This window comes from Pseudomonas cremoris (assembly GCF_014230465.1).
The window spans coordinates 243,505-263,881 of record NZ_JAAXCY010000006.1; the positions used below are offsets into that span (position 1 = coordinate 243,505).

22 protein-coding genes are annotated in these 20,377 nt (G+C 61.5%); 6 read left to right on the forward strand and 16 right to left on the reverse strand.

Features of this window, described 5'->3' with window-relative positions; translation table 11 throughout:
• Nucleotides 1–124: 124 nt before the first annotated feature.
• Nucleotides 125–1,411, reverse strand: coding sequence for a phosphate regulon sensor histidine kinase PhoR (phoR, locus tag HF257_RS17090; protein ID WP_198913737.1), 1,287 nt, complete (start codon nt 1,409–1,411; stop codon nt 125–127).
• 93 nt (nt 1,412–1,504) lie between these two features.
• Nucleotides 1,505–2,194, reverse strand: coding sequence for a phosphate regulon transcriptional regulator PhoB (gene phoB, locus HF257_RS17095; RefSeq protein ID WP_003176964.1), 690 nt, complete (start codon nt 2,192–2,194; stop codon nt 1,505–1,507).
• Between the two features lie 153 nt (nt 2,195–2,347).
• Here phoB and HF257_RS17100 point away from each other — a divergent pair, with 153 nt between their 5' ends.
• On the forward strand, nt 2,348–2,725 hold the full coding sequence (locus HF257_RS17100; RefSeq protein ID WP_185710002.1) for a COG4315 family predicted lipoprotein: 378 nt from the start codon (nt 2,348–2,350) through the stop codon (nt 2,723–2,725).
• Between the two features lie 111 nt (nt 2,726–2,836).
• On the opposite strand, the gene ubiA is transcribed toward HF257_RS17100, so the two are convergent.
• Nucleotides 2,837–3,727 (reverse strand): 4-hydroxybenzoate octaprenyltransferase, encoded by an 891-nt coding sequence (gene ubiA / locus HF257_RS17105; RefSeq protein ID WP_185710001.1) that lies wholly within the window; start codon nt 3,725–3,727, stop codon nt 2,837–2,839.
• Complete coding sequence (locus HF257_RS17110) at nt 3,727–4,290, reverse strand: chorismate--pyruvate lyase family protein (RefSeq protein ID WP_185710000.1); 564 nt, start codon at nt 4,288–4,290, stop codon at nt 3,727–3,729. Before HF257_RS17110 ends, ubiA begins: the two co-directional genes overlap by 1 nt.
• 198 nt (nt 4,291–4,488) lie before the next feature.
• On the opposite strand from HF257_RS17110, the gene HF257_RS17115 reads away from it, so the two are divergent.
• The 4 genes from HF257_RS17115 (at nt 4,489) to HF257_RS17130 (ending at nt 6,944) form a co-directional block, all read left to right on the forward strand.
• A complete protein-coding gene (locus HF257_RS17115) occupies nt 4,489–4,656 on the forward strand; it encodes a rubredoxin (RefSeq protein WP_003213373.1) in 168 nt (55 codons plus the stop codon).
• A 37-nt stretch (nt 4,657–4,693) separates the two neighbouring features.
• Nucleotides 4,694–5,842: an NAD(P)/FAD-dependent oxidoreductase gene (locus HF257_RS17120; protein WP_185709999.1), complete on the forward strand. Its 1,149-nt coding sequence runs from the start codon at nt 4,694–4,696 to the stop codon at nt 5,840–5,842.
• 191 nt (nt 5,843–6,033) lie between these two features.
• Nucleotides 6,034–6,309 carry an HU family DNA-binding protein gene (locus HF257_RS17125; RefSeq protein WP_095014020.1) on the forward strand — a complete coding sequence of 92 codons (276 nt, stop codon included), beginning with the start codon at nt 6,034–6,036 and terminating at the stop codon, nt 6,307–6,309.
• 260 nt (nt 6,310–6,569) lie between these two features.
• Nucleotides 6,570–6,944, forward strand: coding sequence for a hypothetical protein (locus tag HF257_RS17130; RefSeq protein ID WP_010207528.1), 375 nt, complete (start codon nt 6,570–6,572; stop codon nt 6,942–6,944).
• A 49-nt stretch (nt 6,945–6,993) separates the two neighbouring features.
• On the opposite strand, the gene HF257_RS17135 is transcribed toward HF257_RS17130, so the two are convergent.
• From HF257_RS17135 to exbB, 6 genes are all read right to left on the reverse strand, one after another.
• Nucleotides 6,994–8,394: an HDOD domain-containing protein gene (locus tag HF257_RS17135; protein ID WP_185709998.1), complete on the reverse strand. Its 1,401-nt coding sequence runs from the start codon at nt 8,392–8,394 to the stop codon at nt 6,994–6,996.
• 77 nt (nt 8,395–8,471) lie between these two features.
• Nucleotides 8,472–10,547, reverse strand: coding sequence for an ATP-dependent DNA helicase RecG (recG, locus tag HF257_RS17140; RefSeq protein ID WP_185709997.1), 2,076 nt, complete (start codon nt 10,545–10,547; stop codon nt 8,472–8,474).
• An 8-nt stretch (nt 10,548–10,555) separates the two neighbouring features.
• Complete coding sequence (locus HF257_RS17145) at nt 10,556–11,476, reverse strand: hydrogen peroxide-inducible genes activator (RefSeq protein WP_015886540.1); 921 nt, start codon at nt 11,474–11,476, stop codon at nt 10,556–10,558.
• 221 nt (nt 11,477–11,697) lie between these two features.
• Complete coding sequence (locus HF257_RS17150) at nt 11,698–12,447, reverse strand: TonB family protein (protein ID WP_185709996.1); 750 nt, start codon at nt 12,445–12,447, stop codon at nt 11,698–11,700.
• Complete coding sequence (gene exbD, locus HF257_RS17155) at nt 12,444–12,869, reverse strand: TonB system transport protein ExbD (RefSeq protein WP_135289310.1); 426 nt, start codon at nt 12,867–12,869, stop codon at nt 12,444–12,446. Before exbD ends, HF257_RS17150 begins: the two co-directional genes overlap by 4 nt.
• A gap of 6 nt (nt 12,870–12,875) precedes the next feature.
• Nucleotides 12,876–13,835 carry a tonB-system energizer ExbB gene (exbB, locus tag HF257_RS17160; protein ID WP_185709995.1) on the reverse strand — a complete coding sequence of 320 codons (960 nt, stop codon included), beginning with the start codon at nt 13,833–13,835 and terminating at the stop codon, nt 12,876–12,878.
• Between the two features lie 188 nt (nt 13,836–14,023).
• Here exbB and HF257_RS17165 point away from each other — a divergent pair, with 188 nt between their 5' ends.
• Nucleotides 14,024–14,875 carry an SDR family oxidoreductase gene (locus HF257_RS17165; RefSeq protein WP_185709994.1) on the forward strand — a complete coding sequence of 284 codons (852 nt, stop codon included), beginning with the start codon at nt 14,024–14,026 and terminating at the stop codon, nt 14,873–14,875.
• Between the two features lie 124 nt (nt 14,876–14,999).
• On the opposite strand, the gene HF257_RS17170 is transcribed toward HF257_RS17165, so the two are convergent.
• The 6 genes from HF257_RS17170 to HF257_RS17195 all read right to left on the reverse strand — a co-directional run bounded on the left by HF257_RS17170 (nt 15,000) and on the right by HF257_RS17195 (nt 20,297).
• Complete coding sequence (locus HF257_RS17170; RefSeq protein WP_185709993.1) at nt 15,000–15,743, reverse strand: hypothetical protein; 744 nt, start codon at nt 15,741–15,743, stop codon at nt 15,000–15,002.
• A 57-nt stretch (nt 15,744–15,800) separates the two neighbouring features.
• The gene (locus HF257_RS17175) at nt 15,801–16,181 is read right to left on the reverse strand and encodes a RidA family protein (RefSeq protein ID WP_003176922.1); all 381 of its coding nucleotides are present in this window, start codon (nt 16,179–16,181) and stop codon (nt 15,801–15,803) included.
• A 24-nt stretch (nt 16,182–16,205) separates the two neighbouring features.
• Entirely contained in the window at nt 16,206–18,311 is a 2,106-nt protein-coding gene (gene spoT, locus HF257_RS17180; RefSeq protein WP_056860838.1) for a bifunctional GTP diphosphokinase/guanosine-3',5'-bis pyrophosphate 3'-pyrophosphohydrolase, read from the reverse strand.
• Between the two features lie 60 nt (nt 18,312–18,371).
• On the reverse strand, nt 18,372–18,635 hold the full coding sequence (gene rpoZ / locus HF257_RS17185; RefSeq protein WP_003176920.1) for a DNA-directed RNA polymerase subunit omega: 264 nt from the start codon (nt 18,633–18,635) through the stop codon (nt 18,372–18,374).
• 167 nt (nt 18,636–18,802) lie between these two features.
• Nucleotides 18,803–19,423, reverse strand: coding sequence for a guanylate kinase (gene gmk, locus HF257_RS17190; protein WP_185709992.1), 621 nt, complete (start codon nt 19,421–19,423; stop codon nt 18,803–18,805).
• 10 nt (nt 19,424–19,433) lie between these two features.
• Entirely contained in the window at nt 19,434–20,297 is an 864-nt protein-coding gene (locus HF257_RS17195; RefSeq protein WP_185709991.1) for a YicC/YloC family endoribonuclease, read from the reverse strand.
• Nucleotides 20,298–20,377: the final 80 nt, after the last annotated feature.

Sequence of the window (20,377 nt, forward strand, 5' to 3'; positions counted from 1 at the left end):
GGGCCTGAAAGGCAGGCGCAAGTCGGCCAATGTAGCGGCTGATGGGGCGCTTGCCTAGTGCCCACTGCTGGGCGGAGACAGCAAAGTATCAGCAGCTCCCACATTGGGTCGTCGTTACTTCAGGTTATTCATCATTCCCGACCAGCCGTGTGCGCGTCACTTGAGCCGGCGGAAAATGGCAGGTGAACGTACTGCCATGGCCCAGCACACTGCTGATTTCCAAGCGCGCGCGGTGGCGCAGCAGTACATGCTTGACGATGGCCAGGCCCAGCCCGGTGCCGCCGGTGTTGGAGTTGCGGCTGGAGTCGACGCGGTAGAAACGCTCGGTAAGGCGCGGCAGGTGCTTGGCGTCGATGCCGATGCCGGAGTCCTGCACGCTCAAGTGCGCGCCGTGTTCGTCGGCCCACCAGCGGATGCGAATATTGCCTTTGTCCTGGGTGTACTTCACCGCGTTGAACACCAGGTTGGAGAACGCGCTGCGTAACTCGCCCTCGCTGCCCTTGAGCAACACCTGTGGGTCGGCTTCCAGGGTGATCTGCTGGCCGCGCTGGCCGGAGAGGGCCTGGGCGTCGTTCTTGATGGTCTGCAACAGGCTTTGCACGGTCACCGGATGGTTGTCCGACGGGTAGTCCGTGGCTTCCAGTTTGGCCAGCAACAGCAGGTCATTGAGCAGGGTTTGCATGCGTGAGCCCTGTTGCTGCATCTGCTGCAGGGCACGGCTCCAGCGTGGGTTGATCTCTTCGACGTTGTCCAGCAGCGTTTCCAGGTAACCGCAGATCACCGTCAATGGCGTGCGCAACTCATGGGAGACGTTAGCGACGAAGTCTTTGCGCATCTGTTCCAACTGATGGATGCGGGTGACGTCGCGTACCAGCATCAAGTGTTCATTGTTGCCGTAGCGCGTCAGGTACAGCTGGATGCGTACGCGGTCGTTGGTGGGCGAGGGAATTTCCAGCGCTTCTTCGTAGTTCTCCTGTTCGAAGTACTCCTTGAAGCGTGGGTGGCGCACCAGGTTGGTCACCGGCTGGCCGCTGTCCTGGGGCGTCTTGAGGCCCAGCAGGGTCTCGGCGGCGCGGTTCCACCATTCCAGGTTGCCATCGCTGTCGAGCATGATCACCGCGTCTTTCAGCGCGGCGGTGGACTCTTGCACCCGGTCGATCACCGCTTGCAGGCGCCCGCGTACTCGTTGGTCGCGGCGCTGCAAGTGGTAGATGCTGTCGAACACCTCGCCCCACAAGCCGTAGCCGTCAGGTGGCGCTTCATCGGGTTTGTGCTGGCGCAGCCATTCGTGCAGGCGCAGTAGCTGCTTGAGGGTCCAGCCCAGGTACAGGCCGATGCCGATGGCCAGGCTCCAGCCGTAGTAGCCGCTGATCAGGCCTACCAGCAGGCAGCCGGTGATCAGCAAAAGCATGTGGCGGATCAGGGTGCCATGCCAGTTTTGGTTCACTTGAACACGCGTCCTTTCAGCTGTTAAGTCAGGCTCTTGAATCAGGAAGCGGCTGGCTCAGCCCTTGGTGGAGAATCTGTAGCCAGTACCGCGCACGGTTTGTACCAGATTCTCGTAGGCATCGCCCAAGGCTTTGCGCAGGCGACGGATATGCACATCCACGGTGCGTTCTTCTACGTACACGTTGCCGCCCCAGACCTGGTCCAACAACTGCCCACGGGTGTAGGCGCGTTCCTGGTGGGTCATGAAAAATTGCAGCAGGCGGTATTCGGTAGGGCCCATTTCGGCGGGCTTACCGTCGATGGTCACGCGGTGGCTGATGGGATCGAGCAGCAGGCCGCCGACTTCAATCGGCGCTTCGCCATCGGTAGGGCCGGCGCGGCGCAAGACGGCTTTCAGGCGGGCCACCAGTTCCCGCGGGGAAAACGGCTTGGTGATGTAGTCGTCGGCGCCTACTTCCAGGCCCTGGATCTTGTTGTCCTCTTCGCCCTTGGCGGTAAGCATGATGATCGGGATATCCCCGGTCAGTTCGTCACGCTTGAGACGGCGGGCCAATTCGATACCGGAGGTACCGGGCAGCATCCAGTCCAGCAGGATCAGGTCCGGTTTACGGTCGACGATAATGGCATGGGCCTGCTGGGAGTTTTCCGCCTCCAGGCAGTCATAGCCGGCCATTTCCAACGCGACGGCGATCATCTCGCGAATGGGCGCTTCGTCGTCAACGATCAGAATGCTCCTGCCAACCATGCCTAAATCCTCTTGTCATTTAACTGTCTTGCGCCGCATTAGATAACGGAATTATTGCAGTCGTGTGACAGTAATTTAGTCGCTTAGGCAATTCACGCCTCTGTGGACTACGCTTTGGGTCCGAATCCTTACAACCAAAAAAGGAAGGTTCCGATGACTTACTTCACTGTTTCCTGGAAAGCCCTGCTGGTCACGGCGGCGTTGACGCTGCCGACCCTGGCGTTCGCGGCGGAGCCCGCCATGACGCAAGACGGGATCTTGGTGGATCACAAGGGCCTGACCCTCTACACCTTCGACAAGGACGCCGACGGCAAGTCTGTGTGCAAGGACCAGTGCGCGACCAACTGGCCGCCGCTGAAGGCTGAGTCTACCGACAAACCTGCGGGCGACTGGACCGTCATCACCCGCGATGACCAGACCAGCCAATGGGCCTACAAAGGCAAGCCGGTGTACACCTACAAGGATGACAAGAAGGCCGGGGACAAGACGGGTGATGGCAAGGGTGGGGCGTGGCACGTCATCAAACCTTGAGTCCGAGGCGCCGCTGAGACCTTCGCGAGCAAGCCCGCTCCCACAGGGGTACGCATTCCAAATGTGGGAGCGGGCTTGCTCGCGAAGGCGTCAGTCCATACACCACAAACCTCAGCGCAACGCGTAATCCAACACAATCCCCACAAAAATCGCCAACCCCGCCCAGTGGTTATGCAGGAACGCCTTGAAGCACTTCATTCGGTCCTTGTCCCGCGTATACCAGAACTCCCAGGCAAAACACCCCGCAGCCGCCAACAGCCCCAAGTGGAACCAGCCACCGAGCTCAAACCGCGACCCCGCCAGCAACAGGCACACCAGCGATAGCCCTTGCAGGGTCAGGATGATCACGCGGTCCGCATCGCCAAACAGAATGGCGGTGGACTTCACGCCGATCTTCAAGTCGTCGTCACGGTCGGTCATGGCGTAATAGGTGTCATACCCCACCGTCCACAACAAGTTGGCGATATACAGCAGCCACGCAGCGGCGGGCAGGCTGCCGGTCTCGGCGGTGAACGCCATCGGCATGCCCCAGGAAAACGCCGCGCCCAGCACCACCTGCGGGTAATAGGTGTAGCGCTTCATGAACGGGTAGCTCGCCGCCAGCGCCAAACCGCCCAGGGATAGCAGGATGGTGGTCGCGTTGGTCAGCAGCACCAGCAGGAAGCTGATGCCCATCAGCACCGCAAAAAACACCAGCGCTTCTTTCGAACTGATCTTGCCGCTCACCAAGGGGCGTTGCTCCGTGCGCTTCACATGGCCGTCGACCTTGCGGTCGGCCCAGTCATTGATCACGCAGCCGCCGGCACGGGTCAGCACCACGCCGAGCACGAAAATCAGGATGTTGATGAGTGAGGGCGAGCCCTTGCCAGCAATCCACAACGCCCAGAGCGTCGGCCACAGCAGCAGGTAGATGCCGATGGGTTTGTCCATGCGCGTCAACTGAATGAAATCCCAGGCCCTGGGGTTCAGGCGGTTCAAGGACTTGAGCAGACGTTGATACATCAGCAGTTCTCCGGGTGGCCGTGCAGCGCGTGCCAAAAGCTTGGCAGGAAGATCTCCGCGACCAGCACGCTCAGCGCACCGCGATCGAAGCGCGAGCGACGGCCCCACAGCCCGTCGGCCTGGTCCGCCGTGGGCAACCACTGTCGCGGGTAATGGCACACTTCGATTGCCTGGCGGGTGAATGCCTGGTCACAGAACAGCAACTCCCCCAAGGAGCGGCTGCCCAGCTCATCCATGTGCAAGCCGTCGCCCTGCAACGCACTGCGGGACGCCACGCTGCGGGCAAACACCCACGGCTGGCCATGCCCGCGCAAATACACCTCGCGTACCCAGCCGACAGTGGCTGGTGCCAGGTTCAGGGCGGCGCATTCGTCGTCTCGCAGCGGCTGCCAACCTTCAAACAGCGGCGTCACGCTGAAACCGTCGTTGGACAGCCAGGTCAGCCGCCGCGTCAACGAGTCTTCGTTGAACAGCCAATTGAGGGTCAGAGGCGCGGGCGCGGGGGCCAGAAGGCTCTGGGTCAGCCATTGGCAAGCAGCGGGAAGGGCGGTTGAGTGCGGCACAGTGAGTCAATATTGGCAGCAAAAGAGGCGGCGAGCTTACCATGACGCCCCGGACTTTTGCCGCGGGGACCCGGCCGTTTGCGTCGATCGTGCTTGCATCTGCACGCCCCGATCAGTACAAAACGCCCTGAGCCGAACGGCAACGCTGGATCTATCGACTGTCGGCCAAGATGCCTGGACTCCCTGAGGAAGCAAGTAATGAAGAAGTGGCAATGTGTAGTCTGCGGCTTGATCTATGACGAAAAAGACGGCTGGCCGGATGACGGAATCGCTCCAGGCACCCTGTGGCAAGACGTTCCCGAAGACTGGCTGTGCCCGGACTGCGGCGTGGGCAAGATGGATTTCGAAATGATCGAAATCGGCTGATCTGAATTTTTAAGAAACGTACTACAAGGAGAAAGGAATGAACGCACCTGTCGTGATCATCGGCACAGGACTGGCCGGTTACAACGTAGCCCGGGAGTTTCGCAAGCTCGACAGTGAGACCCCATTGCTGCTGATCACCGCGGATGACGGGCGCTCCTACTCCAAGCCCATGCTCTCCACCGGCTTTGGCAAAAACAAGGAAGCCGATGGCCTGAGCATGGCTGAACCCGGTGCCATGGCCGAGCAACTCAAGGCTGAGGTGCGTACCCACACCCGCGTCAGTGGCATCGACCCTGGCCACAAGCGCCTGTGGATTGGCGAGGAGGCCGTGGCCTACCGCGACCTGATCCTGGCGTGGGGTGCCGAGACCGTGCGCGTACCGGTGGAAGGTGATGCGGCAGAGCTGATTTTCCCGATTAACGACCTCGAAGACTACGCGCGCTTTCGCGCTTCCGCAGCGGGTAAGCGCCGCGTGCTGTTGCTCGGCGCGGGTCTGATCGGCTGCGAATTTGCCAACGACCTGATCCTTGGCGGCTATGAAATCGACTTGGTGGCGCCGTGCGAGCAAGTCATGCCGACCCTGCTGCATCCGGCGGCGGCTGCTGCGGTCCAGGCTGGCCTGGAAGGCCTGGGCGTGCGCTTCCACTTGGGCCCGGTGCTCAATCGCCTGCAACGTACCGCCGATGGCCTGGAAGCGCAGTTGTCGGACGGTGAAGTGATCCACTGCGACCTGGTGGTCTCGGCCATCGGTCTGCGCCCACGGGTTGACCTGGCTGCCGCCGCTGGCCTGCAGACCAACCGTGGCGTCACCGTGGACCGCCACCTCAAGACGTCCCACGCCAATATCTACGCCCTGGGCGACTGCGCCGAGGTCGACGGCCTGAACCTGCTGTATGTGATGCCGCTGATGAGCTGCGCCCGCGCCTTGGCCCAGACCCTGGCCGGCAACGCCACGGCTGTCAGCTACGGCCCGATGCCGGTCACCGTGAAAACCCCGATTTGCCCACTGGTCGTCTCGCCACCCCCACGGGGTACAGAAGGCGTGTGGAGCGTCGACGGTCAAGGCGCCGACATCAAGGCCCTGTGCCGCGACGCCAGCGGTCGCCTGCTGGGCTACGCGTTGACCGGCACTGCAGTGATGGAAAAACTGGCCCTCAACAAAGAACTTCCGCCGCTGCTGGCGTAAATACCGGTCGTTCTGTCGGAATAAGCACGTTTTTGCCTCCAGAAAGGTCGCCGCGAGACTGGCGCAGCGCCTGAGGGCATGCCATCCTCACTCCCGTCTGCCGCAGAGTAGAGCCTGCGGCGCCTTGGGCGCTGCTCCGTAAGAGAGCAGCACGGACATAACAACAAAAAACCGTCAAAGAGGCTTCACTCATGCGTAAACCAGAACTCGCAGCCGCCATCGCTGAAAAAGCGGATCTCACCAAAGAACAGGCAAACCGCGTCCTTAACGCCGTTCTCGAAGAAATCACCGGCGCCCTGCACCGCAAGGACAGCGTCACCCTGGTTGGCTTCGGCACCTTCCTGCAGCGCCACCGTGGCGCCCGCACCGGCAAAAACCCGCAAACCGGCGAACCGGTGAAAATCAAGGCAAGCAACACCGTTGCTTTCAAGCCGGGCAAATCGTTGAAAGATACTGTTAACGAGTAACCGGTAGTACCGTCCCGAAAGGGCTCGGGGCGGTAGAAAAGATGGGCACGCCAACTGGGTTGGGTGCCCATTTTTTGTGGGGCCAAAATCGTCTCGGCCTAGGTCATTGGGCGGCTATTGGGGGCGCAAGGTTTAAGTAACATGCCGCTATAAGCGTCAAACGCCAGCCGATCTTCCGCCAATGCGCAAGATCGGTGGCGTTCTTTTAGCAAATCGTTACACTGCTGCGGCCACTCAATAATTACACCGAGGCCGTGTGCATGAAATTTCGTCTTCTCCTCTGGGTGCTGGGCCTGATGATGGGCAAAGCCAGCCGCACCAATCCTGCGTTCCAGCAACAGCTGGGTGACAAAGACCTGGCGTTCCAGTTGCAGACCCTCGACGGCAAGGTCGCTCGTCACTTCATCGTCAAAGACCAACGCATCACCAGCCGTTCGGGTGTTCACCCGTCGCCTGCCTTTGCGATCGCGTTCAAGGATGCCGCCTACGGCTTCGCCACGATGCAGGCGAAGAACAAGCAACTGGCGTTCATGACGGGGATTCAGGACAAGTCGATCCAGATCAAGGGCAACCCGGCGCTGGTGATCTGGTTCCAGGGGTTGACCAAGTATTTGAAGCCGAAGAAAAAGAAGTAGGCCTGAGGCCGCTTTTGTGGCGAGGGAGCTGGCTCCCTCGCCACAAAAATCAGTTCTGGCTGAACTGCGAGGCCAACTCGCGCAACAACACCTCGGCATCCAGTACCTTACCCACCACTTCCTCAGCCTTTTCACGGCTCAGCCCCAGGCGCTCAAGCAGGGCGTCCGGGATGGCTTCGTCTGGCCCGGAGCCAATGCCACGGCTGCGCAGCAGGCGTACGGCCAGGCAGACTAGGTTCGGGTACTCGGCGTACTGGCCGTCGTAGGTCGGGTCATGCTGGAAGCGCAGGGCTGTGGATAACTCATCCGGCATGTCCCAGTAGCGCATCAACCACGCACCAATCTGCTCGCGGCTGATGCCTAGCAGGTGTTGTTCCACGTAGCTGTGGCACAGGTGTGGGTTGACCTCCAGGTGACGGCAGATCAGCGAAAAATGCGGCGGGAACACGTGGGCCAGCAGCAAATAGCCGAAGTTGTGCAGCAGGCCGGCCAGGTAAGTGAGGCCGGCTTCCGGACGCTGGGCGCGTGGCATGGCACGGGTGAGGCCTTCGATCACGGCGGCGGTGTAGATCGACTGGTGCCAGTACGGCGTAGCCTGGTGTGGGTGGTCCTTGGGCAGGCTCAAGGTTTTGCCGAGGGCCAAGCCGAGGGCCAGGTTGATCACCAGGTCGAAGCCCAGCACGCGCACGATGGCGTCTTCCACTGAACGAATCTTGCCCGGTGATGCGTAGTACGGCGACGCGGCCCAACTCACCACTTGGGCGGCCAGCGCTGGGTCTGTTTCCACTACGCCAGTGATGTCGTCGATAGTGGCGTTGGGGTCGACCCGCAACTTGATGATCTTCTGCGCCGTGTCGGCCAGCGGTGGAATCTCGATGGTCGCTTCCAGGCGTTGCTGGATGCGTCGGGCGGTAAACGCCTGCATCGCTTGGGTGATTTCCTCGCGGTCATCGTTGGGACGATCGAGGTTGGGGCGGATGTTGCTCAGTGGCTCGCCAAAGTGGCCGGCGCTGGCCTTGGTGAGCATGGTCTTGAAATCGGCGCTGGAAATTTCCAGCAGCAACCCGGCTTCGCCAGAGTGCACCAACAGGCTCGGCTCGTTGAGCAGGCTGCCTTCGTACAGGCAGGGCGAACTGGTAAGGGCTGGCAAGCCTGGCAGCAGGCTCAGGTCGTGCTTGCCGAGCATGCGCTCGACGCGGTCCGGCGATACAGCCGTGAGGCGGCGCCCAGTGAGTTCGGCGAGGCGGTTGAGGTCGAGCAGTTGGTTCTGCGGGAACAGCACCATCAGTGCGCCCACCGCATCTTCCAGCAACACAGCCTGCACCTTTCGTGCGGAATTCAGGCCAGGTTGTTCGGCGACTTCCGTGTAGCTGATGGCGAGTTTTGCGAGCAGAGCCCGAATAACCGGCGGGGCGGTCAGTGGGGCTGTAGCGAGAGCAACTTCTGACATGGCCTGATCCAATTTCCTACAATCACCGAAGTATAACCAGCTTGATACATATGTTGGTCGACTAAGTGAGTCAGGCGTCACACTTGGCCGTATTGCTGCCCGTGCCTTAGCCAGCGATCCAGCAAGGGGCTGACATGCTCCGGCCAACGCTCCAGCAGCGCTTGGGCGGCATCGCGTACAGCGGGGAGAAGGTCGGCGTCACGCATCAGGTCGGCGACCTTGAATTGCAGCAGGCCGGTCTGGCGGGTACCGAGCATTTCACCGGGGCCGCGCAGTTCCAGGTCCTTTTCGGCAATGACAAAACCGTCGTTGGTCTCGCGCATGATGCCCAGGCGTTGACGGCCAATCTGCGACAACGGCGGGTGATACAGCAGCACGCAATGGCTGGCGGCACTGCCCCGGCCGACGCGGCCTCGCAACTGGTGCAGTTGGGCCAGGCCCAGGCGCTCGGGGTTTTCGATGATCATCAGGCTGGCGTTGGGTACGTCCACACCGACTTCGATCACGGTGGTGGCCACCAGCAATTGCAGGTTGCCAGCCTTGAACTCGGCCATCACCGCGGCTTTTTCCGCAGGCTTCATGCGCCCGTGGATCAGGCCGACCTTGAGCTCGCCCAGAGCACTTGTAAGGTCCTCATAGGTCGTCTCGGCGGCCTGGCAGGTCAGTTCTTCGGACTCCTCGATCAGCGTGCATACCCAGTAGGCCTGGCGTCCTTCAGCACAGGCACCGCGCACCCGCTCGATCACTTCGACACGCCGGGTGTCGGTGACCAGCACGGTATTGACCGGAGTACGGCCAGGGGGCAGTTCGTCGAGGATCGAGGTGTCTAGGTCGGCGTAGGCGCTCATGGCCAGGGTGCGCGGGATCGGCGTGGCGGTCATGATCAACTGGTGCGGGTTCATGCGCCCGCCCACGCCTTTTTGGCGCAGGGCGAGACGTTGTTGCACGCCGAAACGGTGCTGCTCGTCGATGATCACCAGGGCCAGGTTCTTGAACCTGACTTCGTCCTGGAACAATGCATGGGTGCCCACCACCATCGGGGCGCCGCCGGCGATCTGTTCCAGCGCGGCAACGCGGTTCTTGCCCTTGAGCTTGCCGGCCAGCCACGCCACTTCCAGGCCCAGCGGTTCGAGCCAGCGCTTGAACGTGATGAAGTGCTGCTCGGCGAGGATCTCGGTGGGTGCCATCAGGGCTACTTGGTAGCCCGCCTCCAGCGCCTGCAAGGCGGCGAGGGCGGCAACCACGGTTTTGCCGGCGCCTACGTCACCTTGGATCAGGCGCAGCATCGGTTCTTGCTGGCTGAGGTCGTAGGCGATTTCATTTCCCACGCGCTGTTGGGCGCCGGTGGGTGCGAAGCCGAGGTTAGCCAGGTATTGCGCCGGTAACCGCGTGGCCTTGGGCATCGCGGGTGCGCGCAGGGAGCGCATGCTTTCGCGCAGGCGTTGCTGGGACAGTTGGTGGGTCAGCAGCTCTTCGAAGGCCAGGCGGTGCTGGGCCCAGTGATGACCCAGGGCCAATTCGTCCACATCGGCATCGGCCGGTGGGTGATGCAGGTAGCGGATTGCGTCGTCCAGCGGCGCGAGTTGGTAGTCGCGGGCCAACTCCAGCGGCAACCAGTCGGGGAGGCTTTTCGGGCCAAGCATCGTCAGGGTTTGTGTGCACAGTTGGCGCAGGCGCTGTTGGGTCAGGCCTTCGGTGAGCGGGTAAATCGGTGTCAGGGTGGTGTCCACTGGCGGCGGCTCGTCGCCGGTGATGGCGCGGTACTCCGGATGGTAGATCTCCAGGCCCGACGCGCCTGGGCGTGCTTCGCCGTAGCAACGTACGCGGGTGCCGCGCTTGAGGCCTTCCTTCTGCGCATTGCTGAAATGGTAGAAGCGCAGGCTCAGGCCGCCGGTACCGTCCTGCAAGCGCACGACTAAACTGCGGCGCTTGCCCATTACCACATCGGCGCCGCTGACGGTGCCTTCGACCACCGCGTCCTGCCCGGGGCGCAACTGGCCGATGGGCACCACGCGGGTGCGGTCCTGATAGCGCAGGGGCAGGTGGAACAATACGTCCTGAAGATTTTCCAGGCCGACCTTGGCCAATTTCTCGGCCATGGCTTCACCGACACCCTTGAGTGCCGTCACCGACACCTGTGACAGCTCAGTCATACGTCTACTTAGCTCGCAGCGGGCGGCTTGGCCACCGAACACAGGCGGATCGAGTCGGCGAGGATCTCAATGGCTTTCGGCCGTGGGAAACTGGCACGCCAGGCGATGGCCACGGTACGGAACGGCACCGGCGGCGTCAGCGGACGCACTTCGATCACGCCAGGGGCGTAGTGATGGCTGTCGACTGCCGACAGCGGCAGGATCGAAATGCCCAGGCCGGACGCGACCATGTGGCGGATGGTTTCCAGGGAACTGGATTCCACGGTGGTGTGCTTGGCGCCGTCGTTGCCCTTGGTCAGGGTCGGGCAGGCTTCGAGTACCTGGTCGCGGAAGCAATGGCCTTCGCCCAGCAGCAGCAGGCTCTTGTCGTTGAGCAGGCCGGCGTCGATGGTGTCTTTTTGCGTCCACGGGTGGGATGCAGGCATCAACACGTAGAAAGGCTCGTCGTAGAGCGGCAAGGTGAGTACATCCGCCTCGTTGAACGGCAGGGCGATGATGATCGCGTCCAGCTCGCCGTTGCGCAGTTTGTCGCGCAGTACGTGGGTGAAGTTTTCTTCGATATACAGCGGCATCTGTGGTGCGACGCGATGCAATTGTGGGATCAGGTGCGGGAACAGGTACGGGCCGACGGTGTAGATGGCGCCGACTTTCAGCGGAGCCGTCAGCTGGTTCTTGCCGGCCTGGGCCAGCTCGCGAATGCTTTGCGCTTGTTCCAAGACCTTCTGGGCCTGGGCAACGATGCCTTCGCCCACGGGGGTGAGGCGCACGGCGCTTTTGCTGCGCTCGAAAATCAGCACACCGAGTTCGTCTTCAAGCTTCTTCACGCCCACCGACAGCGTCGGCTGGCTGACGTGGCAACGCTCGGCCGCATGGCCGAAGTGCTGCTCTTGGGCGAGGGTAACGATGTAGCGTAATTCTGTAAGAGTCATAGCGGGCGTCCATGAGGTTGCGAGCCAAGCATACCGGCTGCAATCGATAGACGCACGTTATCAGAACTTTGTTGGGGATTGAGCGGGGACTTGGAGAGTTGTACGCAATTAAATGTGGGAGCGGGCTTGCTCGCGAAGGCGGTATGCCAGTGATGAATGTATCAACTGACACTCCGCTTTCGCGAGCAAGCCCGCTCCCACACAAGCCCGCCTTCAGGCTTTTAGCGGCGACGCTTCTCGATGTTGTACACAAACGGTGCAACGATCTCGATGCTGCCACCCTTGAGCATGTCGGCCGGCGGCTTGGGCAGCGGCTGGGCACGACGGATCATGTCCAGGGTGGCGCGGTCCAGGTCGGCGTTGCCGGAGCGGCCCACCAACTCGTAGGACAGCACGTTGCCGTCAGCATCAACCACGAACCGCAGGCGGTTCAGGCCTTCCTTGCCACGGGCCTGGGCACCTGGCGGGTACTTCTTGTACTTCTGCAAGTGCGCCAGCAGGGTGCCTTCCCAGGATGCTTTGGCCGCGACCTGTTGCGGCGATGGGCCGGGCACGGGCTGGGCCGATTTTTCAGCCGGCGCGTTGGTCGGCGGAGCGTCGCTCGGCGGGTCCTCGGAAGGTTTCTCCTTGGGCGGCTCGATCTTCTTCTCTACCGGCTTGGGCGGTTGTGGTTTCGGCTTGGGCTTGACCGGCTTGGGCACCTGGATCGTCGGTTTGGGCGCCTCTGCCAGCTTCGGCAGGGGCAGCTCTTCGACCGGCGTCGGCGGTTGCGGCGGCGTGATCACCTTGGGCGGTGCCGGCGGCGGCGGCGCTGGCATCGGCGCCAGGTCGATGACCATGGCAGCCGGCGGCAACTGCACCGTGTGCGGCGCTGACCAATGGAGCGCGATAGCAATCGCGACGGCATGCACGCCCAGCACGACGGCGAGGCTGGTGCCATAACGCGTCAGTTTGTGGCGCGTCGTGATCATTTCTTGGCTGCCGTCTCAAGTCCGACCAGGCCTACCTTGAGGTAGCCGGCTGCCCGCAGGGCATCCATCACGCTCATCAGGTCGCCGTAGTCCACGCCTTTGTCGGCCTGGAAGAAGATCGTCGTATCTTTCTTGCCTTGGGTCTTGGCGTCCAGCACCTGGCCCAGGGTCTCGGATTTGACCTCTTCTTCGCCCAGGAACAGACGTTGGTCCGCCTTGACGCTGAGGAACACCGGTTTCTCTGGCCGCGGCGCCGGCTTGGCGGTGGAGGCGGGCAGGTCGACCTTGATGTCCACGGTCGCCAGCGGAGCAGCCACCATGAAGATGATCAGCAGCACCAGCATCACGTCGATAAACGGCGTGACGTTGATTTCGTGGTTCTCGACGAGTTCGTCGTCGCCTTGATTCAAATGCAGGCCCATGGCCGATTACCCCACTTTCACCATGTGCGGTTGCGAGCTGCGCTCGGTAGGCAGGTGGTCGAGGTCGCGGCTGACCAGCAGCAGGACTTCTGCCGACGCGTCCGATACCTGTGCTTTGTAGCCGGCGATCGAACGGGCGAAGACGTTGTAGATCACCACCGCAGGAATGGCCGCGACCAGGCCTAGGGCCGTTGCCAGCAGGGCTTCGGCGATGCCTGGGGCAACGACGGCAAGGTTGGTGGTCTGGGTTTTGGCGATGCCGATGAAGCTGTTCATGATGCCCCACACGGTACCGAACAGGCCGACGAACGGCGCGGTAGAACCGATGGTTGCCAGCACGCCGGTGCCGCTGCTCATGTTACGACCGCAGGCCGCAACCAGGCGCTCCAGGCGGAAAGCCACACGCTCCTTGATGCCTTCTTTTTCGCGGGTGTTGGCCGACAGGCGCATTTCTTCCAGCGCATCGTGCACCAGGGTATTGGCCAGGGTGCCCTTCTTGGTCGCGGTTTCGCTCGCTTCCTTGAGGGTGGTGGCCTTTTTCAGGTGGACGATTTCAGTGCGCAGGCGGCGCTTGGCGCCCAGCAGCTCAAAGCCTTTGGCGATCCAGATGGTCCAGGTGATGATCGAGGCGATGGCCAGGCCGATCATCACGGCTTTCACCACCACGTCAGCATTCTGGTACATGCCCCACGGCGACAGGTCGTGGGCCATGCCCAGGGTGTTGTCTTCTTCCAGGACTACGCCGGTGTCGTCAGCGGAGGCCGGGTCGGCAGCCAGGGCTGGATCGGTAGCGGCTGGAGCAGCAGCCGGGGCTGCAGTGCTGTGCTCGGCAGCAGCCGGGGTGGCCGGGGCGGTGGCGTCAGCGAAAGCGGCGGTCGGCGCCAGCAGCACGCTGAACAGCACTACGGCAATCGCGCGCCAGGCGCGGAATGTGGTTGGCGAAGCGGGGTTTGTATTACGTGTCATGCTGGCCGGACCTGAGAGGAAAAAATGAGTGATCGTCCTTCCAGACCTGGGAGGCCGAGGACAAATGGGCGGTTATTATTGCAAGTAATTCTTGTTAACAGAAGTAATACAGTTACTTTATTTGCCCTTTTTCTGGCCGCCTGTCATCTGCGACGGCTAATCTAGACCTTTAAGTACGGAGTTTTGTGATGTCTGCGCCTTCTGTTGTGATTGCTGGCTGTGGCGATGTGGGGAGCCGGCTGGCCAGCCAATTGCTCGCCTCGGACTGGGAGGTTCACGGCCTGCGGCGTAATATTTCGCGGCTGCCCGAAGGGGTGATCGGCATTGCTGGCGATCTGTTCAACAAGGATTGCCCTGACACCTGGCCTATTGGTGGGGTGGATTACCTGGTGTATTGCGCAGCCGCCACCGACCACGACGAAGCCGGGTATCGCGCGGCTTACGTGCAAGGGCTCAAGCATGTGCTGGAGTGGCTGCAGGACTACGGCCAAGAGCCCAAGCACCTGATCTTTGTATCCAGCAGCAGTGTGTATGGGCAGCAGAATGGCGAAAAGGTCGACGAAACGTCCGACACCCAGGCGAAGGGATATTCAGGGCAGGTGATGCTGGAGGCTGAGCAGGTGGCGCTCAATAGCGGCATCCCGGCAAGCATTGTGCGTCTCACCGGCATTTATGGGCCCGGTCGCGAGTCGCTGTTGACCCGGGTTCGCCAAGGATACCGCGTGGCGATTGACCCACCTTTATATGGCAATCGCATTCATGCGGATGACGCGGCGGGGCTGCTGGCGTTTTTGCTGCGGCATGTGGAAAAGGGTGGTTCGTTGGACAAGATTTACATCGGCGTCGACGATGCGCCCGCGCCGTTGGCCGAGGTGGTAGGTTGGTTGCGTGAGTATCTGGGCGTGACCGAGTGGGCTGAGGATGCCAGTGTGCGACGGGCTGGGAGCAAGCAATGCAGTAATGCGCGGGCTAAGGCTTTGGGTTGGATGCCGACCTATCCAACCTATCGCGAAGGGTATGCAGCAATCCTCAAAGGCTGAAATGCGTTCGAAAATGTGGGAGCGGGCTTGCTCGCGAATGCGGAGTGCCAGTCACTGAATGTGCTTCTGATACACCGCTTTCGCGAGCAAGCCCGCTCCCACAATTGGATCTCTGTTTGGGTGGTTATTGCTTTTCAAGCAACCATTGGCGAGGGCCGGGGGTGAACTGAGGCACCTCATCCGTCTGCGCTGTGTTGACTGCTTGGAAGATTTCCAGCTGCTTGCCCTTGCGCACAAAGATCCACGGGTTGCCCTGGCCATTCAGTTGCAGCCAGATACTGTCATAGCCGCCGCTCATGGACGCGCAATCACCCGCCAGGCACAACGAGTACTGGTCAACATTGGGCAGGCCGGCAACTTTGCCGTTGGCCTGGAACTGCACAATGGCGCCGCTGCCGAAGCCGTCGGTGATCTTCCAGTCGCCGCCCATGTAGGCCGCATACAGTGCACGCTCGAAGTTGGCGCCCAGCGGCGCGCCTTCCGGCGCTGGCTCTTTGGGGCGTGCAAACAGTTGCTCAGGCTCATTGTCGTTGGCCACTTGCAGCAGTTGTTTGCCCTTGCGCTTGAGTTCGGTGGCGGAGCTGCCGTAGAAGTCCACGCTCCAGGCGCCGGATTTTTCACCCAGCAACTTGCCTTCCGCTACTTCAAAACCGTTGTAGTAGCGCGCCTGCGATGCCTTGGGGTTGACCTCCCATTCGAGGTTCGGGCCAAAGCTTTGCAGGGCTTCACGCAAAGGGCCGCCTTTGGCAGCCGCATCGATGGCGACCTGGTTGATCCAGGTGCCGCTCACGTCCAGGTCGGCGGGGTTGCTGGCGCAGCCGCCGAGCAGCAGGGTGAGCAATGATGAGGCTACAAGCGCTTTGCGCATTACGAAATCCTTCTGAAACAGGGTCGGCGCAGCCTGGGGAAAGCTGCGCCGGGTGTTTTACTCGATGACCAGAATCGCGTCCATCTCAACCTGTGCGCCCTTTGGCAGGGCAGCAACGCCGATGGCGGCGCGGGCTGGGTATGGCTGTTCGAAGTACTTGCCCATGATCTCGTTGACCTTGGCGAAGTGGCTCAGGTCGGTGAGGAAGATGTTCAGTTTGACGATGTCCTTGAACGAACCGCCGGCAGCTTCAGCCACGGACTTGAGGTTCTCGAAGACCTGTACGGTCTGGGCTTCGAAGCCTTCCACCAGTTCCATGGTCTTTGGGTCCAGCGGGATCTGGCCGGACATGTAGACGGTGTTGCCCGCCTTGATGGCCTGGGAGTAGGTGCCGATGGCAGCCGGGGCCTTGTCGCTGGTGATAACAGTCTTGGTCATGAATGACTCCTTGTAATGGATCGGCTATGCACGCATGCGGGTGATGCGGATCACACCGGTCAAGGCGCGCAGTTTCTTGATCACGCGGGCCAGGTGCACACGGTCGTGTACGCTGACCACCAGTTGGACGACGCTGATGCGACCATCGCGTTCGTCCATGCTGATTTTCTCGATATTGCCATCGGCCGCGTTCACGCTGCTGGCCAGCAGGGCGATCAGGCCGCGCTGGTGTTCCAGCTCTACACGCAGCTCGACGTTGAATTCGCCGGTGACATCCTTGGCCCACGAGAGCTGGATGCATTTTTCCGGGTTGTGGCGGATTTCGGTGATGTTGCGGCAGTTGTCCAAGTGCACCACCATGCCTTTGCCTGCGGACAGGTGGCCAACAATCGGGTCGCCTGGAATCGGCGTGCAGCACTTGGCGTAGCTGAGTACCAGGCCTTCGGTGCCGCGAATCGCCAGCGGGCCTTCGGGGCTCGGCAGCTGTTCGCCTTCGCCCAGCAGGCGGCGGGCGACAACGTAGGCCATGCGGTTGCCCAGGCCGATATCTTCAAGCAGGTCTTCGATGGTTTCCTGGCGGTACTCGTGGAGCATTGCTTGCACGCGCTCGGCCGGGATCTTGTCCAGGGCGCTGTCGAAGCCGTTTAGCACTTTGTTCAGCAGGCGTTCGCCCAGGCTGATGGACTCGGAGCGACGCTGCAGTTTCAGGGCGTGGCGAATGTGCGTACGCGCCTTGCCGGTGACTACGAAGTTGAGCCAAGCCGGGTTCGGACGTGCGCCCGGTGCACTGACGATCTCCACCGTGGAGCCGCTTTGCAGTGGTTCCGACAGCGGGGCCAGGCGCCGGTTGATCCGGCAGGCGATGCAGCTGTTGCCCACGTCGGTGTGCACCGCGTAGGCAAAGTCGACCGCCGTGGAGCCTTTGGGCAGCTCCATGATCCGGCCTTTGGGCGTGAACACGTAGACCTCGTCCGGGAACAGGTCGATCTTCACGCTCTCGATAAATTCGAGTGAGTTGCCGGCACGTTGCTGCATTTCCAGCACGCCCTTGACCCACTGGCGCGCGCGGGCGTGGGTGCCCTTGGGCTGCTCGTCGCCGCTGGATTTGTACAACCAATGGGCAGCGATGCCGTTGTTGGCCATCTCTTCCATTTCGCGGGTGCGGATCTGGATCTCGATCGGCACCCCGTGCATACCAAACAGCGTGGTATGCAGCGACTGATAGCCGTTGGCCTTGGGAATGGCGATGTAATCCTTGAAGCGGCCCGGCAGGGGTTTGTACAAATTATGCACAGCGCCCAGCACGCGGTAGCACGTGTCGACCTTGTCGACGATGATCCGGAACGCGTACACGTCCATGATCTCGTTGAAGGCCCGGCGCTTGCCGCGCATCTTCTTGTAGATGCCGTAGATATGCTTCTGTCGGCCGCTGACTTCACCTTCGATCTCATCGATCGCCAGGCAATGGCTCAGGGACTCTTCGATCTTGTTGACGATTTCCTTGCGGTTGCCCCGGGCGCGCTTGACGGCCTGGTAGATGCGCGCCGAACGCATCGGGTGCATGGCCTTGAAACCGAGGTCTTCAAATTCGATGCGAATGGCGTGCATGCCCAGCCGGTTGGCGATGGGCGCGTAGATTTCCAGGGTTTCCTTGGCGATGCGCCGGCGTTTTTCGCCGGACAGCACTTCCAGCGTGCGCATGTTGTGCAGCCGGTCAGCCAGCTTGACCAGGATCACGCGAATATCGCGGGCCATGGCCATGGCCATCTTCTGGAAGTTTTCCGCCTGGGCTTCGGCCTTGGTCTCGAAGTTCATCTGGGTCAGTTTGCTGACCCCGTCGACCAGTTCGGCCACGGTCTCGCCAAATTGCGCACTGAGCGCTTCCTTGGCGATGCCGGTGTCTTCGATCACGTCATGCAGCATCGCGGCCATCAGGCTCTGATGGTCCATGTGCATGTCGGCAAGAATATTGGCCACCGCAAGAGGATGGGTGACGTACGCCTCGCCACTACGGCGGCGTTGGCCGTCGTGGGCTTGTTCGGCGTAGAAATACGCTCGGCGGACCAGGTTGACCTGGTCTGGGCCGAGGTAGGCCGATAAGCGATCGGCGAGGGCGTCTATGCTCGGCATAGGATTGACTCCTGCCGCATGCGTTGACCCCGCGCCGTGCTACGTCGACCAGGCATAGGCTTAGACGGCCTCGTTGGACTCGTCCTCGAACGCTGCAAACAGCGGTTCGTCTTCAACGATTTCGGCGTTGGCGATGAACTCGTAGCTCATCAGGCCTTCAGCGATTTCACGCAGGGCTACAACGGTAGGCTTGTCGTTTTCCCACTGGACCAGGGGCTCTTTGCCGCCAGTGGCCAGTTGACGGGCACGCTTGGTAGAGAGCATGACCAGCTCAAAGCGGTTATCCACGTGTTCTAGGCAGTCTTCAACGGTTACGCGGGCCATGGTATTCCTCGGAGCGAATGCAAGATGCGCGCTGCCCGGTTGGGCGAGCGGACTGAGCAGTTTAAAAAATCACCAGCGTTTAGGGAAGCGCTGATTTTCCGCGAGCCCTCGTCAAACCGCTGCAAGCACCAATGTAAAGCCCTTGCAGCGGTTTTGGGAAGAGCCAATCAGCCCAGCAATTCGGCGAGCAATTTGCCAAAACGCTGTTGTTGGCGCTTCTGCTGGAGCTGATTGGTGCGGAAAATCGCCTTCAGATCATCCAGGGCGTGGGCGAAATCGTCGTTGATGATCAGGTAGTCGTAGTCGACGTAGTGGCTCATTTCGCTGACGGCTTCGCGCATGCGGCCTTCGATGATCTCGTCGCTGTCCTGGCCACGGTTGGTCAGGCGCTGATGCAACGCTTCAAGCGATGGCGGCAGGATGAAGATCGAACGCGCCTTTGGCATCAACTGGCGCACTTGCTCGGCGCCCTGCCAGTCGATTTCCAGGATCAGGTCGTGGCCTTCATCCAGGGTCTGCTGCAGGTGGCTTTGCGAGGTGCCGTAGAGGTTGCCGAACACTTCGGCGCGCTCGAGGAAGTCGCCGTGTTCGATCATCTTGACGAACTCGGTGCGCTCGACGAAGTGATAGTGCACGCCGTTCACCTCGCCCGGGCGCATGGCGCGGGTGGTGTGCGAGACCGAGATGCGGATCTGGTCGTCAGCGTCGGTCAGGGCCTTGACCAGGCTGCTCTTGCCCGCGCCCGAAGGGGCGGAAATGATGTAAAGGGTGCCGGTGCTGTGGGTCATGGAAGTTGCCTTACTCAATATTCTGTACTTGTTCGCGCATCTGCTCGATCAACACTTTGAGGTTGACCGCAGCCTGGGTGCTGCGCGGGTCAAATGCCTTGGAGCCCAGTGTATTGGCTTCGCGGTTGAGTTCCTGCATCAGGAAGTCCAGGCGCCGACCGGCGGCACCGGCAGACTTGAGCACACGACGTACTTCAAGAATGTGGGTGCTCAGGCGGTCGAGCTCTTCGGCGACGTCACTCTTCTGGGCGAGCAGCACCATTTCCTGCTCAAGGCGCGTCGGGTCGAGGTCGGCCTTCATGTCGGTAAAGCGGTCGAGGACCTTCTGGCGCTGGGTGGCGAGCATCTGCGGTACCAGTTCACGCAGGGTGACCACATCCTCTTCGATGGCGGTCAGGCGTTCGTTGATCAGGCGGGCCAGTTCGGCGCCTTCGCGTTCGCGGCCAGCCTTGAGCTCCTTCAAACCCTGGTTGAACAGGGCGAGGGCTTCGGCGTTGAGGGCTTGCGGGTCGGTGGCGTCGGCCACCAATACGCCCGGCCAGGCCAGTACTTCCAGTGGGTTCAGTGCTGCGGGCTGTTTGATCAGGCTGGCGATGGTCTCGGCGGCGGCAACCAGTTGCGCGGCGCGGTCGCGGTCAATCTGCAAGGCCTTGCCGGTGGTTTCTTCGGTAAAGCGCAGGGTGCATTCCAGCTTGCCGCGGGAAATGCCTTGGCGCAGCGCTTCACGTACGGCGCCTTCGAGGTCGCGGAATGATTCCGGCAGGCGCAGGTGCGGCTCCAGGTAACGGCTGTTGACCGAGCGCAGTTCCCAGCTCAGGGTGCCTTGGACGCCGGCTTTTTCGACGCGGGCGAAGGCGGTCATGCTGTGCACCATGGAGGTACCTCGCGTTGCAGTCCCGCAAACACGGGCTGATGGTTAAGAAGGCGCAGGATTGTAGCGCAGTGGGGCGAGCG

Bases quoted from the DNA above. Each gene is read 5' to 3' on its own strand.
- phoR (WP_198913737.1), bottom strand. From the start codon at position 1,411: ATGCTTTTGCTGATCACCGGCTGCCTGCTGGTAGGCCTGATCAGCGGC.
- phoB (WP_003176964.1), bottom strand. From the start codon at position 2,194: ATGGTTGGCAGGAGCATTCTGATCGTTGACGACGAAGCGCCCATTCGC.
- HF257_RS17100 (WP_185710002.1), top strand. From the start codon at position 2,348: ATGACTTACTTCACTGTTTCCTGGAAAGCCCTGCTGGTCACGGCGGCG.
- ubiA (WP_185710001.1), bottom strand. From the start codon at position 3,727: ATGTATCAACGTCTGCTCAAGTCCTTGAACCGCCTGAACCCCAGGGCC.
- HF257_RS17115 (WP_003213373.1), top strand. From the start codon at position 4,489: ATGAAGAAGTGGCAATGTGTAGTCTGCGGCTTGATCTATGACGAAAAA.
- HF257_RS17120 (WP_185709999.1), top strand. From the start codon at position 4,694: ATGAACGCACCTGTCGTGATCATCGGCACAGGACTGGCCGGTTACAAC.
- HF257_RS17125 (WP_095014020.1), top strand. From the start codon at position 6,034: ATGCGTAAACCAGAACTCGCAGCCGCCATCGCTGAAAAAGCGGATCTC.
- HF257_RS17130 (WP_010207528.1), top strand. From the start codon at position 6,570: ATGAAATTTCGTCTTCTCCTCTGGGTGCTGGGCCTGATGATGGGCAAA.
- HF257_RS17135 (WP_185709998.1), bottom strand. From the start codon at position 8,394: ATGTCAGAAGTTGCTCTCGCTACAGCCCCACTGACCGCCCCGCCGGTT.
- recG (WP_185709997.1), bottom strand. From the start codon at position 10,547: ATGACTGAGCTGTCACAGGTGTCGGTGACGGCACTCAAGGGTGTCGGT.
- HF257_RS17145 (WP_015886540.1), bottom strand. From the start codon at position 11,476: ATGACTCTTACAGAATTACGCTACATCGTTACCCTCGCCCAAGAGCAG.
- HF257_RS17150 (WP_185709996.1), bottom strand. From the start codon at position 12,447: ATGATCACGACGCGCCACAAACTGACGCGTTATGGCACCAGCCTCGCC.
- exbD (WP_135289310.1), bottom strand. From the start codon at position 12,869: ATGGGCCTGCATTTGAATCAAGGCGACGACGAACTCGTCGAGAACCAC.
- exbB (WP_185709995.1), bottom strand. From the start codon at position 13,835: ATGACACGTAATACAAACCCCGCTTCGCCAACCACATTCCGCGCCTGG.
- HF257_RS17165 (WP_185709994.1), top strand. From the start codon at position 14,024: ATGTCTGCGCCTTCTGTTGTGATTGCTGGCTGTGGCGATGTGGGGAGC.
- HF257_RS17170 (WP_185709993.1), bottom strand. From the start codon at position 15,743: ATGCGCAAAGCGCTTGTAGCCTCATCATTGCTCACCCTGCTGCTCGGC.
- HF257_RS17175 (WP_003176922.1), bottom strand. From the start codon at position 16,181: ATGACCAAGACTGTTATCACCAGCGACAAGGCCCCGGCTGCCATCGGC.
- spoT (WP_056860838.1), bottom strand. From the start codon at position 18,311: ATGCCGAGCATAGACGCCCTCGCCGATCGCTTATCGGCCTACCTCGGC.
- rpoZ (WP_003176920.1), bottom strand. From the start codon at position 18,635: ATGGCCCGCGTAACCGTTGAAGACTGCCTAGAACACGTGGATAACCGC.
- gmk (WP_185709992.1), bottom strand. From the start codon at position 19,423: ATGACCCACAGCACCGGCACCCTTTACATCATTTCCGCCCCTTCGGGC.
- HF257_RS17195 (WP_185709991.1), bottom strand. From the start codon at position 20,297: ATGGTGCACAGCATGACCGCCTTCGCCCGCGTCGAAAAAGCCGGCGTC.